This window comes from Olivibacter sp. CPCC 100613 (assembly GCF_036959255.1).
In the GTDB taxonomy this organism is placed as follows: domain Bacteria; phylum Bacteroidota; class Bacteroidia; order Sphingobacteriales; family Sphingobacteriaceae; genus Olivibacter.
Genome location: NZ_JAWMTI010000011.1, coordinates 114,235 through 131,907 on the forward strand (window position 1 = coordinate 114,235; position 17,673 = coordinate 131,907).

The window sequence follows — 17,673 nt, forward strand, 5'->3', positions numbered from 1 at the left end:
CCTATCCTATTTACGAGTGAACTGTTAAATCAGATTTTTCTTCACTGAAAATAAACGGCAATATCATTAATATTATAGCCTAGAAACTGGTTATCTTCAAGGTAGGGTGAGATTTGAAATAAAGCACTTTCTCCGTCCACAACGTATAAATCACCATAAAAGTTGTCAATGGGCCCCATCGGAAATTCCACTCCCTCCTTAAAAGGATAGCTTTTTGTACCCGTTTGATATACCTTAAACACGTAAGACTTAGAAACGTTCGGATCATCAAAAGTTATAGCCGGAAGCTCTAAAAACTCGCTGAATTCATCACTCACATTTTTGATTATATGAAGCGATTCATAAGTTTCGCTATAGGTTCCATCAGGAAAAAATGTAAAAACCTTTTCAAAAATTTCCACGTCAACATCTCCTTTTATTACGTAAGGATTGTTCGTCTGCATGCTAAATCGCATACCGATTTTATCGGGACTACTTACCGGCGTAATTTCTATGTTATCGCTTATGCTATTGCCATCGTAAAAGATTTTTAGCACCTGGTCAAATGGTTCTTCTTCGATGGACAAAGTATCCAGTATCGCTGTGGATCCTTTTTTCCGGACCTGCAATCCCGTAGCGGAAACAATGGGCCTGTCTTCCGGTGTCTTTATGTTAAAAATAGTCTCGTATGCTTCGCAAATCACTTTTCCTTCTTTTAAGAACTCTAAGGTATCCTGCATTACATAACCCTGTAAGGTCAATCGCACAACCTTTTCTTCGTTAGCACTCACCAATTCGTCCCCCTTTTGGCAGGAAAAAAAAACGCCTACTATTCCTATTGAAAAGCCAAGTAAATATTTTAGTTTCATTAGTAAGTGGTTAATGGCATCGGATGTCCGCGGACATCCGATGTTAATAAAATCAATAATTAAAATTAGAATACAAATTTAGTCCAACCGGTTAGCCAGTTTCCAGAAGTACTGGTAACCGCTCCTCTTGTTCCCGAAGCAAGGAAGTTCACGCTTGGATTTACGTTAAACCAAGGCTGTGCCATACCGTAATTTTGGGCAGTAGCACCCGTGTTTACCGTATTTCCACTAACAGCTGGCGTAATGGCTGCTGTAAAACCATGTACTGAATTATTCGTTAATACAGAAGAAGCCGGAGCTGTTCCATCAAATACGAACCCCGATGGGAAGCCTGTAATAAGAGATGCTTGCATATCAATTTCAGCACCTCGACGATTACGTACACCATATTTGTAACCTACACCCGTTGCTGCCGCTGCTGTACGTGTACCAACAATGCTAAAATTGCGTAAGACAGGCCGTGTTTTGGGCGTTAAACTAAAGCTTGCATCATCTGCAGGTGCATTATTATCAGATTCTATACCATTCGAATCGCTGGTACCACCGCTGGTACTATGTGTTGAATTTCCATCAGCAACGGCTACTGCATATTGAATGGTACCACGATATCCATTGTCAAAGTCGAATTGATCATCATCTGAGCCAAAGGCGATTAAGTGCTTGGGATTAACCGTCCCGCCAAAGAACTCAAAGCCATCATCTTTACCATAAGAAACTTGAATATAATCTAGTACAGTACCGCTACCAACACCGCCTAACGTCAAACCATTCACTTCATTATCAGTACTTAAGTTGAAACCACCGTATTCAATGCGGACATATTTCATTGTACCTGAGTTATCCGCACTGTTTGTTCCACCAAAAGTGTAATCAGGGCTGGTCGGCAAACCTTCAATAGTTCTTCCTGAAACGTTTGCCGGTGCGTTCCCCAACAAGATAACGCCACCAAAATCACCGGGAGCTCCTTTGGTAGACGTATTACCATCCAATAAGTTACGCGAAGTGAATACAATAGGGCTTGCAGCCGTTCCTGTGGCATTAATTTTAGCACCTCTCTGAATGACTAAAACTCCATTTGGTGTACCCGGTGTGTTAACGGTAGACTTAATAAAAGTACCTGGCTGTATGGTTAACGTTGCTCCACTTTTCACGGTAACTACGCCACTGATTTGCCATACTTTATCGCTGGTCCAAGTCGTATTGCTGGTGATGTTACCGCTCACTGTTTGTACCGTTGCAGGGTAACCTGAATAATCCGCCTCTGTGCTGCGTTTGTCGAAACTATCATTTGTAGCAAATGAATCTTTGTTTTTATCGCACGAAGCAAAAGTGAATGCCCCTAAAGCTAATCCCATTAAAAATAGATTTTTCATAATATTTTTTTATTTCTTGTGTTAATTTTTTATTAATTTTGTAATTAACCTGACTGTGTATTTGCTTTTTAAGCTCCTAGAGCCGCGAAGCATTGCTCCATGTTTTTTTCAGGGCGTGTTTCCAAATAAACCGTGACTTTTATACGACTCGCGGGTTTTGAGGTAAAGTTTTGCGGAAAACTTTGCCTCTTTTTTTGGAGGACACTTTCTTTTAAATCATTAAAGGTTTAACAATATGGGTTCTCTCAAAAAGTATATGTTAACAAAATACTATAAGTACGCCCGGAAAAAAGCCTATAGGTGATTAAATCACCTTCATCATAATGCGCAGAAAAACCTTCCTTAAAAACAGCTTCATCATTGACACCGGAGAGCGCTTTCGTATAACTCCCCGTATTACGATAAAAGGCACTTCTTCTATTAAAAATATTCGCGGCATTTAGCTTTACTAATAAGCGATGTTTTATAAAACGGTAACCAACTTGTGCATCCAATTGGCTGCGGGGCATCTCATACTCAATCTGATCGGGTGTGTCCGATATAATATAAGTTTTATAACCTGTTTTATTGTAAACGACATTGAAATTAAAGCGATCACTGTCATACTGTAATCCGGTATTCAATACATAGGGCGCATTGCCATACATCGGACGCTTGTTTTTGACAGGTTTGGTAACTATTGTAGTAGTTTCGCCACCCCCATTTTCCAACGTTTGAAAAGAGGCCTGTACGGTAGAATTCTGTAATGTCAGGTTACCAAAAAGCGTGAATTTATTTAAGATATCATTCTCAAAAATAAAATTTAATCGTTTTCGTAGTTCCAGTTCCAGCCCATATACTTTCGCATAGTCGGAATTTTTCTGTAAATAAAGAGGGGCCCCTCCAACTGTGGTTTTAGACAGTTCGACGGGATTTTTAAAGTATTTATAATAACCGCCCACCGAAATAATCTCTCCCAGACCAGCATACCACTCCCACTTAAAGTCATAACTGGTTACCTTACTGCTTTTTAAATCAAAATTAGAAAGCTCTCCACCTAAATAAGGACTGTAAATTAGAAATTCATTATTATCCATCAATTCAGGTCGAACCACACTGTTTGACCAAGCGGCTCTAATATTCATATTTTCAGAAAGAGCATACGTAACATTTGCCGAGGGTAACCATGACCACTTTTTGTCAGGTATGCTATCACTTCGAACAGGTAATATACTTGATCTCGGAGGCGTTTTTAATTCGGTATACTTAAAATATTCCGAACGTAATCCCCAAATAAGCCGAAGTTTGTCCCAAATTCGATTATCCAACATAGCATAAAAAGCTTCCAATCGATTCTTACCTTCAAAAGCATCATAGTTCATTGAACCGATACGGTATTGAAATCCATCCGAAGCCATATTATTGGGATTGACCATTTCACCGATCGGCATATATTGCAATCCTGGATTGGCTGCAACATTGGCATATAACGAGGCCTGTATCCAACTAAAATCACCACGTTTCCGTTGGCCAAAATAGCCAAGCTTTAAGCGATGATGAGATTGCTGTATATCGAACGGGATGGTACCTGCAATACCCCACGTATAGTGTTTCTCACTATTGGCATAATACTGCCTGGACATTGGTTTTACTCTAGGTTCTGTCGGATTCGTATTCGGTAAGTAAAAGTATTGAAACTCGCCATCTACTAATTTTGGTTCCATCTGCGCCGTGATAATGTCTTTTTCTTCTCGCTTTATCTTTGTATACGCAACATCCCACTCCATTTTTATTTTTCCAAAGAGGTGTTCCCCGAGCACTTTGTTTTGTAGCAGCGAGGTAAAAACGGGCCTGTCCGCCTCTTCAATTCTAGGTGGCCTTTCTTTGACCTCACCGACATCGATGTTGTTCTCATACCCACTCGTTCTTACGAGCGCATTGTTATAGGTTCGTGTATAGGTATTTTTAGTACTCAAACGATGTTTTTCCAGTTGCAATCCAGCGTTGAAAATGCTTCCCCAATTGGTATTAAATTTGTAATTGGTTGCCGTATTATGAATTCCCAAAGAGTCGATTGCTGCTGGCTCCCAAAGCCAGGACCCTCTATTTACATTACTTACATTTTCAATCGTTTGAAAATTTCGATAACTTACGGCACCTGTAAAGCCAATTTTTTTTGTGGATTGCCCATCCAAGTTATACACACGGCCTATAGTAAATTGGTAGTTTTGTGCAGGCATAGCTTTATAGCGATATACTGAAAAATTATCATTGGAAAAGCGTTTACTTTGATTGACAACCTTTTCTATAAACTCCTCTTCTGTCAATTGATCATTGGGTACTGTGCCTTTATCTGTATGTTGCAAGTCTGAAGGAAAACTTCTTCTACCATCATCAAATCCCCAAAAATCGTACTTCCCTCGTTTATGACTTAGGAAATCTTTACCTGTACTTTGATCATTATAATAGCTGCCAATTGTCAAGCTGGTAAAATTTTCAGTAGGAATATCTTTTGTATTAATTTTTATCAAGCCACCACCAAAACTTGCATTCATATCCGGTGTAAGGGTTTTACTTACCGTAATATTATCTACCAGATCAGATGGAATTAAATCAAAAGAAAACTGCCGACTGTTGGCTTCCGTAGAAGGTAAAATCGTCCCATCAAGCATTGCTGCATTATATCGCTCCCCGATGCCACGCACGACTACAAATTTATTTTCAATAGTATTAATACCACTGATTCTTTTAAGTGACTCACCAATATGTAAATCCGGCGTACGGAGAATCTGCTCCGCACTAATACCATTGGAAATTTCGGAGGCATTCTTTTGCCGGGCCAACAGGCCATCAATCGAGGCTTTTCTAAAATCGGCCGTTACCGTAACTTCACTTAAGCGATTATCTGTTGGCTGTAAACTCACATCGAGTAAACTAACTTTCGCCTCGTGTATCTCCACGTTAGTAATCCGCTTACTTTGATAGCTTATATAACTTATTTTTATCGTATAGTTTCCCTGCGGCAATTGTATGGTATAGGTACCGTCAATTCCTGTTTGCACGGCAAGTCCTGCGTCTTCAACTTGAACGGTAGCCCCCGGAAGAGGCTCTCCATGTTCATCTCGTATTTTTCCCGCAACTTTTCCGTTTTTAACTTCTGCCTTGTAAAGCAAGATGGTGTCGTCATGCTGCCTTTTAAAACTTATCCCCGTCTCTTTCAACAGTTGTTGTAAAATGGAAGAAATGGACAGATGATTGGCTTTGATACTCACCTTTTTACGGTAGTCAAGAATGGCCGGGTTGTAGTTGATGTTAACGCCTGATTGCACCTCGATGGTATTGAGCGCCTCAGGCAATGAAACGTTGTGCAGATTTAAATTCAGGTATTTTTCTATTATTTGTTTAGCAGCTGTTGCCTGAAAAACAGACAGCAAATGAAAAAAGAGAAAAAAATATCTTTTAGGAGGAAGTTTTAGTGTTTTAAAATATTTTTTTTTACCAAAGTAAAGACTTAACTTCATAAGTTTGTATGTTTTTTGATTTTAGCGAGTTAAAAAACTTTATTGAGCTGTTCTGTTTCCGAGGCAGAACAGCCTATTTATTTTAAAATAGATAGCCTTATTTTTATTCACTCATTCGCATCCCTTTCCTTTTATGGTTATTTGTTGTCCTTCTCTACTGAAGTTATATGTAATATTTCCACCGCTCATAATGTGTAATTGATCCATGATCTGCTTTATATTCTTATTATTAAAGGAGGCATTAAATCTACAAGAATCCAGGTTTTGACCGACCACGAAAAATTTGGTTTTGTAATTACGGGTCAATGTTTTCAATATATCTTTGAGTGGCTCGTTACGGAAGACAAATCGGTTATCGGACCAAGCGCCAAAGTCAGCCACCCGAGCTGTATTTGCCATATACACGGTACTACTTTTCTGATAAACCAGCTGCATACCGGATGCTAATTCTGATAATTCGTGTAAAAGGTGACCATCCCATTTAGACACTTTCACTTTCCCTGTTTTTACCGATACTCGGATCTGCTCTTCCTCTGTATATGCGCTGATATCAAAAGAAGTCCCTAATACAGTCGTTAGGACTTTGTCCGTATGCACGATAAAAGGTTTATTGACTTTACTTTTTACGTCAAAAAAAGCCTGACCATTGAGGTAGATTTCGCGCGATTTTGCCATTCCAAAGTCATCAGCATATCGTAGTGTACTCATTGCGTTCAGGAAAACAACGCTACTATCAGGCAATAGTATCTTCACCTTTTCTCCTACCTTGGTACTACGCGTTACCCATTTAGGTCCTAGCACAGTTTGGGCTTGACGTTCCGATCGCAAGAACATAAAAACACCAACAGCGAATAAAAATGAAATAGCAGCAGCGTAACCTAACCATCTGTTATTCCTGCGCGAAGTTCGGATACTTATGTCACCGTTCTCAGCATAGATTTTTTCCCAAACTTTCTGTAACCCCTCATCAATACCCGAAGAATCCTCTTCTGTCCTTAATTCCTTCGACCAAACCTCCTGCATTTCGTTTTCTATCAAGTGAAGCGCATCGGATTCTTGCTCCAATAACGCCGACAGCCTCTTTGCTTGCTGTTGACTTGCTTGGCCCGCAAGATATAATTGCATCAGTTCCTTTATTTCTCTATCGACACTCACTTCTATTTATTTCTGATATTATTTAACTAATTTTTAAGCTCTTTATAAATATATATCTCGCATATAAGTGATCTGTCTACTCTGTTTTTAAAAAAAAATCAAACAATAACACAAACAACTGATAATCAACTACAAAAACAATAAATCAGAAACAAGACGATATTGATCTTATAATCACAATGAAACGGACAGTTTCGCAGAAATAGATTAGAACGCCAACTTGGGGTAGCTAGAATTTCACTTTGAAAGGAAGTATAAATTAAAAATTGAAAAGATACGGTTTAAATATCGTGATGGATCAGACCTCCTTGTTAGCGAAAAAACGCTTTTGTGAGCAGGATACAAAACAAAATGGTTTCCGGTATGTGATAATCGAAATATTTACGGATGTGACGAAGTGATTTCGTCATATGGTTGTGCACGGTGCTTGGCGATATAGCCAATTTACTAGCAATACATTCATAGCTTTGCCCTTCTTCTCTGCTTAATTTGAATACCTTTTTCGCCTGTGGAGGTAAGGAATCTATCGCTTTTGAGGCAAATTCTTTATACTCTTTTAAGTTGATATAACTGTCGATAGGATCGTAATTTTCAACTATACAATTACTTTGTTCTGCCAAATAGGAGGTCTCCCGAAGTTTTCGTTTAAACTCTTTAAAGATAACATTACGTGCCACTGTGTAGATAAAAGCATCAAAATCCTTCTCTGGATCCGTTGAGCTCCTGTATTTCCACAAGCGAACGAAAATATCTTGACTGATTTCTTCTGCTTCGTCTTTATCTTTCACAAATTTCAAGGCATAGTTGAACACTTTAGGTTTATATTGACTGTAGATACTATTAAAAGCTTCCACATTGCCTAATGAAAATGATTTCACTATATGTTTACAAATAGATTTACTTTTTGAGTCCACAGTAACTTCATTTTGTTTGACAAACGAAGCTAGATGAAGCATTTGAACTAAATGTTAAGGATGGATTAATTATTGCGCTAATTATTTATGCGTCAATATGACGCTTTGAGAAGCCCTACTGCTTTGAGAATCAAACCGCACAACAGCATGACTACTTGTCTTCGTTCGATAGACTTTGTCATTTGTCTTCTGCACTTGGTTTAACGCAGCTTTTATAAGTAAATCTCGATCATCACCTATTTCAAAAAGCGGCAACTCATCAAGTTCATTCACGGTTAAGGTTGGGCTTAGCCCTTTGCCATAGTCACCTGAACCAGCTGAATTATAAAGCTTATAGACAATGGGTTGGATTTCCCATGCAACTTGCTGTGGAAAAGCACCGTCTTTTATAAGAAAAGAAGCAAGATCTTTACCCATGGTTTTTTCGCCAATCGTAATCACTTCCATATAAGGCTTTAAACAGTTGATGACCACTTCGGCGGCAGAAGCGGTAGAACGGGTAGTTAACACATACACGTTTGGTAAATTTAGTTTAGCATGCAATAGCTCATCAAAATAAATATATCCATCAAATGTAGCCGCCTCACCGAAAGTTTCGTCTCGTGTACCTCCGTTCTTATTACCTTTATAAGTAATAAATGCCGTGCGAAAATCAATATCAGGAGCGATCAATGCAGATACGCCGGCTGCTTCGGAAACCTCGCCACCTAAATTATAACGTAGGTCAAGTATTAACGCATTTATATGTTCATTTTTGAATTGTTTGAAAACAGGTTGAAGCGAAGTTGATAAACCAAAAGAAAAATGGTCTATATACACATATCCGACTTTACCTGTATTAAGTGTGTAAATACGACTAACAAGAGGCTGTTCAAACGTCCATCCTTTTTGGATCTCTATTTCTTGTTCTGCGGTTTCGCCACTAACAAATATTTGTGTTGTTAAGTTAAGCGTTTGACTATTTATAAGCGCTTGATATAAACTATTAGCATTTTCCGTAGTAAATGCTTTGCCGTTAATTGATTTAATTAAATCCCCACGCTTTAGTCCCGCTCTTTCAGCGGGAGAATCCTTCAACACGAGCTTAACCACACCTAAAACAGATCTTTCTTTCGGTTGTTCTATTACTGCATATTCAAAGCCAAAAGCCGATCTACTACTCGTTTCAAAGGAGGAAGGATCATTTGGAAGGTATAACCTGGAAAAACGATCTGTCTCATTTCTTATTGTCTCAAAAAATCCATTGGGTTCGATGTTTAGATTTGGATCGGCAGGTAAATTTTCTGACCAAAAATAATATCTTCTCATACTATCTAAAATCCATGTATTGATATATTCATTTGTTCCAACATCATAAATTAGCGGCGCATCCTTTTTACAAGAAGTAATCACCGGTAACATAACTAGTAAGATGGCTCTAAATAAAATTCTCATTTGTAAAGAAGATAATGTCGTATATCGAAGTTAATACAGGAAGAATCATTTCATATTAAGTTATTGTTATTTCTTTCACTAATTCCACCATCACCTTCGTCATTCCAAAGCAATAAACAAAGTTAACACTTTGTTTATTGCTTTGGACAACTACCTTTGTAATGGAAAATAACATTCCATCAATGGATGATTCTTAAAGAACAATTACACGATGAAAACGATAGACAACCATACATTTTATTTTTACTGGGTCACTTTACAAATTATGTATGGCAATATGAAATAATATAACACCACGATGAATACTGTTGAGCTTTTGGAAAATAAAATAAAAACCTTGGACATCACAGCGATAAATTTGCTAGACTATAGGCCTACTGTTAATTTGAGAGATTTTGATATTGCTCCCCATCTTTATAAAGGATTAATTGTAAGGGAGAAAGAGTTTAAGGAAAGTATAGAAAAGGTAGACTGGCTATTGTATAAAGACACAGCGGTATCTCTATTCTGTGCTATTGATGCTATTATCCCACAATGGGTTTATATGTTCATCTCTGCAAAGTTATCACCTTACACATCACTCGTGTCCCGCAAGCATCAACAAGAGCATTTGATCGATTTATGGATAGAACAAGTATCAAGAACAGACTTCACACATCTTCTTGGCAAAAGAGTGGTTTTAAAGGCCAATTTAAAAGTGCCCGATGCTATTTACATAACCGCCACTAACATTTTGCTAAGTTATGGTGTTAAGACTTTGATGTATGGTGAATTAGGAATGCCCAAAGTTGTATTCAAACAAATGGATTAAACATGAATATAGTACTATTTAACGGTGCCTTAGAAAAACGCAATGCAGGCACCTCTAAAACGCTCAGTAATTATTTTAACACACAATTAAGCAATGCAGGCGCATCTGTTACGGAATTTGATCTTGCGGATGCGGGTATTCCTTTTTTTGATCTGAGCCTTGCAAATATACCGCAATCGGTAAAAATCATGACGAGTATTTTTACCCAAGCAGATGCACATATCTGGTTAACCCCCCTATATCATGGTGGGATGACCGGCATCATGAAAAACTGCCTGGATTGGCTGGAAATTAGCAGCAAATCGAAACCACCTTATCTGACAAATAAAACTGTCGGCCTCGTTTGCTGGGCTAGTGGCGGACATGCTATGCAAGGTATCAATGCGATGGACGCAGTTGCCAAATCACTGCGTGCCTGGACGCTGCCCTATACCATCCCCGTTGTACGAAATGATCTCTTCGATACCGCTGGAAATCTTGAGCCTCTATACAAAGAAAAGTTCAATCTAATGAGCCGCTTACTATTGGAATCGCCACATGGTGTTTCTGCTCATGTTTAAATTATTCATTATATCACTTTTCTGAATCGGCCAGCTTCTCGAGCAACAGGTAACGGTCTCGATGCTTCTCTTTTACAACACGGGAAATTGTATCAATATACATCACTTCTGCTGCTTCACCCTTCTGGATGGTTGGCCATGCCGGCACACCTAGCCCATTTGGATTACCCGATTTAACAAAATTAGCGAAGTAGGTCTGTAATATCGCCGATACTTTATAATCTTCCGGTTCCCAATCGTACACCCTATTGGAAGGTAAATTACCCAGCGCATATTCAATTTCCGCTGAATGCACCGCCCCTTTTGATAGCGGTGTTCGTTGTTTCGTCGCTTCTTCTCCCTTAATCACACCACCCGCTAATCCAGCAACGGCATTTCCCATTTCGGCCCGCATCGCTGGTCTTGCCCTTGTGTACAGATAGCGGTATACAGGATTCGCACCGGTTTTGCTATGCAAATCTGACCAACGCCAGGTACCGTAGGCAATAAATTGATCCCCTGCAAAATCAGTAGCCACTTGTTCCATATCCTGATCAGCTTCTGCGCTGTAAACTTGAATCAATGCAGGAGCATCCTCTTTAAATCGATCCTTAACAACCTGCACAAAATTCGCTGCTATGGGTTCCAAACTTCCCAGCAATGCGCGATAGTTCATTTCTTCCGAATTCCAACCTACCAATAAGGGTACATGTGCTTGTTCTCCGCTTTTGAAGACAGTTACCGGATCTTTTTGAAATAAATAGCCATCGATATTTACACTAAAAGCTGCGTCCGGACGTGCCGTTGCTTCGATTAATTTATCGGCCGGAATCGCCCTCAAAGCATCCAACGATGGCGCGCCTATTGCCGATGCAAAGGCTTGTCCTTTCTTTTCAGACATTGTTCGTGTGGGCAAAGGTCTATTTCCCAGCAAGGAGCCGCTTTCACCGATTGCAGCACGAAATAATCCCTTCGATAAGGGCGAGGCCATTTGTGCACTGACCGAGAACGATCCAGCGGATTCACCGGCAATAGTTACCTTATCCGGATCTCCGCCAAAAGCGGCTATATTCTCTTGTACCCACTTCAAGGCTGCATGTTGATCCAACAAACCATAATTTCCCGACGCTTTAAAAGACGATTCCTTTGTTAATTCCGGATGGGAAAAGAATCCAAAAATATTCAATCGATAATTAACCGTAACGGCGACAATGCCCTGCCGGGCCATACTTTCACCATCATACCTTGGTTCAGACCCATCACCCGCAATCAGCCCGCCGCCATAAAAATAAACCAAAACGGGAAGCTTTTCCTTAAAACTTTTAGTAGGTGTCCAAACGTTCAAGTATAGACAATCCTCACTCATACCATCTGAACGAAAATTCATATCACCAAACACCGGTCGTTGCATTGCTCTCGGACCAAATTTATCCGCTTTCCTTACTCCCTCCCATTTTTTCACTGGCTGGGGGGCTCGCCAACGCAAAGGCCCAATGGGTGGTGCTGCAAATGGCACACCCTTAAAAACGTAAATACCCGACTCGTTAACACCTTCCAACAATCCGTCTTTGGTGACGACTTGCGGCGCTTGCAACTTCAAACCATCCTCACCAAACGCCATGACGATGCTAAAAAAAAGTATGAAAATAAATGCAAAGAGCTTCATGGTTAATTAGATCAGTTTATATCCATGCAATGTAGGCAATATATGCTAAAGTGCAAAAAACAAAAATTGGATTTTATAATGCACTCAGTCCCAATTCACCCAATGAGCAACTGTCCAATTTTCAGTTCCAATCGCTCCTCTAAAGGATACGCTATCAAAAAAATCAGCTGCGTAAGAACCCGAAAAATCTGCACCGAATAAAGCAGGAGAATCGGATAAAGGGGTCAATAAAGGCATGCCACTTGAGGGAAAGATAGCTGACAGCTTTAAAGCTGATACAGTCTGTATAACTTCATTCTCGTTATCCTGATTGGTAGCAAAGGCGGTGAGTTCGGGATCGGCAACGACTTTTTCCAGCGATACTTCCTGTCCGTTCTTATCCCACGTAAAAGCCCGTGTATTCTCTTCACAATGAACTAGGTTAAACTTAAATAATGATTCATGAACCTGCATTAATAAAGGTCTGGTTTTGTTACAAAGCATTAAACCTCCCTGTGGGTAGTTCGCTACAATTGAATTAGAAATAGTAAAACGGGTGTTTTTTCTTATATAAACAGCTTGATTTAAGTTGGTTTGGATTGCTTGATTACCAAGCCCGATAATGGTCGCATTGGAAATGACTGGATGCGTATAGGGTGTTTTCGTACTGGCAGCGCCATCATTCAGACTTTCTATGCCATTGGCGCGGAGTGCCCAATCGCCTACACGATTGCGATAAGAAAGAATAAATTGTAAACTACCTTGATAACCATGATCGAAATCGTAATCATCATCACCATTATTATAAGCAATTAAATATTTAGCTCCGACATTTCCTCCATAGAATTGAAAGGCATCATCTCTCGAATAAGACACCTCGATATGATCAATTTGCGTTTTGGAACCTACAGCGCCAAGGCATAGCCCACTTGCTTTATCTAAAGCCCACTCATCTTCACCTTTTTCATTTAAGCCTCCACCATAGGCTAGGCGAAGGAAATGAATCGCGCCCGAATCGTCATTCTTATCGCTCCCTCCGCAAACCGCTAATTCATTGCTTATTCCCGGTATCCGTAAAGTTTGGCTGTTAATTGGGGCTCTCCCCAAGAGAACAAGCGCTCCCCAGTCGCCCGGCAATTTTTCAGAAGCAGCTGACGTAAACACCACGGGCTCCTGCTCAGTCCCATTCACAAACAATTTAGCTCCGGGCAAAACAATCAAGCTTCCTTTATCCGCAACGGCATCTGCTTTTTCAACATGGATCGTCACACCCTTCGGAATCGTTAAAGAGGCTCCTTGTACGTAAACTTGCCCTTTTAACAAATAATTTGCATTTTCTTGTAATGTTAAATCCGTCGAAATGGTTCCCTCAAGTGTATCGACAAAATCAGATCTGATTTCGTTTACACCATTATCTTTTTTGCAAGAATAGATTGCTATTGAAAATAAAAGAAACAGAAAGCTTATACGTGCCATATGAATTCGTATTACCCCAACGGGTAGTATCATCAAAATAAGCCCTAAATATACTACAGGTTTATCTCACATCCCTTCCATAAGGAAACTTCGTATAGTATATTGAGAAAAAATGTGAGCCCTTTAATTTTATTAAAGGTATCCCAGTACATATTGAACTTCTTGTTTCAAGTTATCGATCATTGGCTGAATCTCATTTAAGGTTAATGTACTATTTTCTACTTCATAGGCTACTTTATGCATTGCAGAAAAACCCATCATAAGCGCTGTAGCCCGAATTTTATGCGCCGTGTGTTTGATCGCATCACGATCAGCCTGCTTATAGAAAACATCTATTTCCAGCATAGATTCCCGAAGTGTCTGCTTAGCTACTCCAATGATTTCAATGGCATCATCCATTTTTACATTGAGTATCTTCGATAAACGTTCACCAAGATTAAAGAGGCTTTCCGGTTTCTGCTCCACACAGGATATCCATTGTTTTTGTTCTTCTGACAACCACTTTTCCACGACGTTTCGCAACGTATCTTGCAAAACAGGTTTGCTCAAATAATCGTTCATCCCTACCGCAAAACATCTTTCCTTTTCACCGTTTAAGATACCGGCGGTTAATGCCACAATGGGCACTTCTTTTCCCTCATTTAGGGAACGTATCCGCGACGTTAAATCAAAACCATTCATTTTCGGCATTTGCAAATCGGTTATAATAAGATCCGGTTTAAATTTTCTAAACAAATCAAGTGCTACCTGCCCATCGCCCGCTTCTATGAGTTTTGCGTTGGGGATAATATTATTAAAGTAGGATTTTAACAAAAGCATGTTTGTTGGATTATCCTCCGCCAATAAAATGGAGACCTCACACAATAGCCGACTACCTGGCTCAACAAGCGAGGCTTGCTTTTCTTCCAGGGATTCATCTACCGCTATTGTTGTTAGTGATAAATCGAAATAGAATGTACTGCCTGCCCCGGTTTCGCTTTTTAGCTTTAGTTGACTTCCCATGAGAGAAAGCAGCCTATTGGAAATGGTCAGGCCTAGCCCCGTTCCTCCAAATCGCTTTATAATGGATGAATTCTCTTGTACAAAGGCTTCAAAAATCTTCTGGTGATGTTCTTCGGCAATGCCTATCCCGGTATCCGTAACAGCAAACCGGATAATCACCTCCTTTTCTGATAAGCGACGCTCTATTCGAATATCCAGTTCGACACATCCTTTTTCTGTAAATTTCAAGGCATTGCTCAACAGATTAAAGAGCACTTGACGCAATCTTTGACCATCCGATAAAACCAATTCAGGTAGCTCAGAAGATAATAGAAGGTGAAAGTCGAGCCCTTTTTTATTGGCCTGGTATTTTAATATTTCAACGACCTGTCTAGCCAGCTTGTTAAGATCAACAGGTTCAGGCACCAGCTCCAGCTTACCGGACTCAATTTTAGAAAGGTCCAAGAGATCGTTTATCAGATCGAGCAATGATTGTCCGGATTGAAACACCGCTCGCATATATTCCTTTTGTGCCTCACTTAAGGGGCTTTTCAATAACAGATCTGTAAAACCGATAATAGCGTTCAATGGTGTACGCATTTCGTGGCTCATATTAGCAAGAAATTCGGATTTGGCATTGTTTGCAATTTCCGCTTGCTCTTTAGCAGCCTTAAGAGCCCTTTGTTGTTCTTTCTGTTGCGAAATATCTTGAACAATAGTGAGTAATTTCTTTTCTCCATCTACGTCCGTAAACATAACACCGGTGACCGAAACCCAAATTCGCTTTCCATCTTTTCGAAAATACTCCTTTTCATAATTATCAAACCGTCCGGTTCGCTGGAGTTGTTTGAGTTGCAATTTATCTGACTCGTGATAGGATGCAGGTGTAATATCAGAAAACGATAGGCGAAGCAGTTCGTCTCTGTCATATCCGGTAAACGACGGGATCGTTGGGTTCACTTCCAAAAACATACCGGTCTGGCAGTCGACCAATGCAATTCCGACAGGACTGTTATCTAAAATGCTTTTGAATTTCGCATTCAAGATGCGCAGTTCTTTTTCTGCAATAAAATTTTCTGTATTATCTCTACATAAAACGATAATCTTGTCTCCTTCAAAAGGCACTACACGTGCCTGATAATATTTTTCCTGTCCATGCAATACCAAACTATAGGTAAATTCGACCAAAGAATCTGTCCGGATTGACTGCTCAACCTTCTCTTCGATTAATGCGCCCAACTTAGCGGGAAAAATATCCTTAAAGTTCTTTCCGAGAAATAGATTTGGTTTCGTATACAAATCCTTTTCATTCGATTTATAATCTAAAAATTCACCATCCTTACTTAAGACAAACAATAAGTCCGGAATACTGGTAATAAGCGAATGTGCATAACTTTCGCTCAATCTTAGATTCTCCCGAAGCAGCTTTTCTTTCGTATTTTCCAAATGAGTACCGTACATCCACAGGGGATTCCCCTTTTCATCCCAGGATAAGATTTTCCCTTGGACGAGCATCCAAATCAAGCTGCCGGATTTGTGTACCATGCGCATTTCGCATTGATAAATATCAGTCTCGCCCGAAAAATACGATTGCATAGCCGTTTTCGCCTTATCAAAATCTTCATGATAGATAAAGGCTTGAAAAGCGCTACCCGTCATTGGCTGTACCTCGGTTAGTTCATACCCTAAAAATGTTGCCCATTGCTCATTTAGTAAAATTTCATCTGTTTGAACATTCCACTCCCAGGTACCTAAATTAGCTCCCTGCAATGCATATTTTAATCGTTGTCGCTCTTTAATCAGGTAATATTCGGTTCTTTTCTGTTCGTTAATATCTTGTATCAATCCATACGCTCCGGTACACTGACCATTCTTATGCAAAGGAATACCAATGAAACGAATCCACCCCTCCGTCCCACGAAATACAAACACAGGAAGTACGACATCCAAACGTAGCTCTTGATCCTGCTTTGACTCTTCAAGACGCTTGAGGAGTGTTTGAAAATGCACCTTATCTTTTATCAATTCACAAAACGCATCGATTCTCAATTGTGCCTCTTTTATACCAAAAATTTCTCGTGCAAAGGGATTCAAGTGAATATTACGCTCCTTGAAGTCGATGTCCCACTGGCCAATTAATGCGGCTTCATTTGATTTTTCCAGCATTCTCTTTGTACGGTCGAGCGAGCTCAACAAACTACGTTTCCAATGTTCAGCAATCACCGCTATAAAGAAGGTACAGATAATCACTCCAAGGGTAGACACAAACCAATGTATATGCTGTAGATGTGCGGGGATCAGATTTGGAAAAGCATAATGGCGTTGAGAAAGGAATGTAAAAATAACCAGAATAAAAAGAATGACACCGAACCACCACCGTGTATTTTTCCTATTCCCGAATAACAGAACAAATATTAAGGGCGGCAAGGCAAGCCAAGCGGTGATCGGCGAATTCAATCCGCCGGTGAAGTACATTAAGGGCACAAACAGACAAAAGGTAATAATGAAAATTAAAAAATGAACCGCATATTGTATGCGGATTTTTTGCTTTCGTATCAACCATCTAAAACAAGTTATAAACACCAAAAATACAGCCAAAAATCCTAGCAGAGGAGAGCTTCTTAATAAACTGAATATAATGAAATAGGCGGTTGTCAACAACATGCACAAGTCAGCCAGACCCGTAAGCATTTGTTCTTTGGAAAGAAAGATTTCCCGTAAACCTAAATTACTTTTCAACTGCTCGAAAAATCCCCTCATAAATTGGCATTGCAAATATTCATCTATTTTTTCTATTAAAGATAATACAATTCATCACATTTTCATTATCCTTACTTTATTTGATTCTTTTTTGATTTTTAGTCACTAGACGTGATATTTGTTCAACAGCGGAAATAAGAATGAAGAAATTGCACCTTTTTACTCCTACCAGCATGGAAAGGTATATGTAAAAAAAATAATCGATCTGATTTTTAACTAAAGAACATTTTTGGATCT

The 17,673-nt window shown here is 39.5% G+C and carries 11 protein-coding genes; 2 read left to right on the forward strand and 9 right to left on the reverse strand.

From position 1 onward, the window contains the following. Positions 1-41: 41 nt before the first annotated feature. The 6 genes from RYH73_RS24210 to RYH73_RS24235 form a co-directional block, all read right to left on the reverse strand. The gene (locus RYH73_RS24210; protein ID WP_335316029.1) at positions 42-848 is read right to left on the reverse strand and encodes a hypothetical protein; all 807 of its coding nucleotides are present in this window, start codon (positions 846-848) and stop codon (positions 42-44) included. Between the two features lie 65 nt (positions 849-913). Further along, positions 914-2,221 carry a hypothetical protein gene (locus RYH73_RS24215; protein ID WP_335316030.1) on the reverse strand — a complete coding sequence of 436 codons (1,308 nt, stop codon included), beginning with the start codon at positions 2,219-2,221 and terminating at the stop codon, positions 914-916. 245 nt (positions 2,222-2,466) lie between these two features. Beyond that, a complete protein-coding gene (locus RYH73_RS24220; protein WP_335316031.1) occupies positions 2,467-5,721 on the reverse strand; it encodes a TonB-dependent receptor domain-containing protein in 3,255 nt (1,084 codons plus the stop codon). Positions 5,722-5,832: 111 nt separating this feature from the next. After that, on the reverse strand, positions 5,833-6,846 hold the full coding sequence (locus tag RYH73_RS24225) for a FecR family protein (RefSeq protein WP_335316032.1): 1,014 nt from the start codon (positions 6,844-6,846) through the stop codon (positions 5,833-5,835). A 341-nt stretch (positions 6,847-7,187) separates the two neighbouring features. Continuing rightward, positions 7,188-7,754, reverse strand: coding sequence for an RNA polymerase sigma-70 factor (locus tag RYH73_RS24230; protein WP_335316033.1), 567 nt, complete (start codon positions 7,752-7,754; stop codon positions 7,188-7,190). A gap of 117 nt (positions 7,755-7,871) precedes the next feature. Beyond that, the gene (locus RYH73_RS24235; RefSeq protein ID WP_335316034.1) at positions 7,872-9,224 is read right to left on the reverse strand and encodes a S41 family peptidase; all 1,353 of its coding nucleotides are present in this window, start codon (positions 9,222-9,224) and stop codon (positions 7,872-7,874) included. A gap of 298 nt (positions 9,225-9,522) precedes the next feature. On the opposite strand from RYH73_RS24235, the gene RYH73_RS24240 reads away from it, so the two are divergent. Continuing rightward, positions 9,523-10,035, forward strand: coding sequence for a DUF2480 family protein (locus RYH73_RS24240; RefSeq protein WP_335316035.1), 513 nt, complete (start codon positions 9,523-9,525; stop codon positions 10,033-10,035). Between the two features lie 2 nt (positions 10,036-10,037). Next, positions 10,038-10,595: an NADPH-dependent FMN reductase gene (locus tag RYH73_RS24245; RefSeq protein WP_335316036.1), complete on the forward strand. Its 558-nt coding sequence runs from the start codon at positions 10,038-10,040 to the stop codon at positions 10,593-10,595. 13 nt (positions 10,596-10,608) lie between these two features. Here RYH73_RS24245 and RYH73_RS24250 read toward each other — a convergent pair whose 3' ends face one another. The 3 genes from RYH73_RS24250 to RYH73_RS24260 all read right to left on the reverse strand — a co-directional run bounded on the left by RYH73_RS24250 (position 10,609) and on the right by RYH73_RS24260 (position 17,436). After that, entirely contained in the window at positions 10,609-12,240 is a 1,632-nt protein-coding gene (locus RYH73_RS24250; protein ID WP_335316037.1) for a carboxylesterase/lipase family protein, read from the reverse strand. 84 nt (positions 12,241-12,324) lie between these two features. Beyond that, a complete protein-coding gene (locus RYH73_RS24255; protein WP_335316038.1) occupies positions 12,325-13,695 on the reverse strand; it encodes a hypothetical protein in 1,371 nt (456 codons plus the stop codon). Positions 13,696-13,827: 132 nt separating this feature from the next. After that, positions 13,828-17,436 (reverse strand): PAS domain S-box protein, encoded by a 3,609-nt coding sequence (locus RYH73_RS24260; RefSeq protein WP_335316039.1) that lies wholly within the window; start codon positions 17,434-17,436, stop codon positions 13,828-13,830. Between the last annotated feature and the right edge of the window lie 237 nt (positions 17,437-17,673).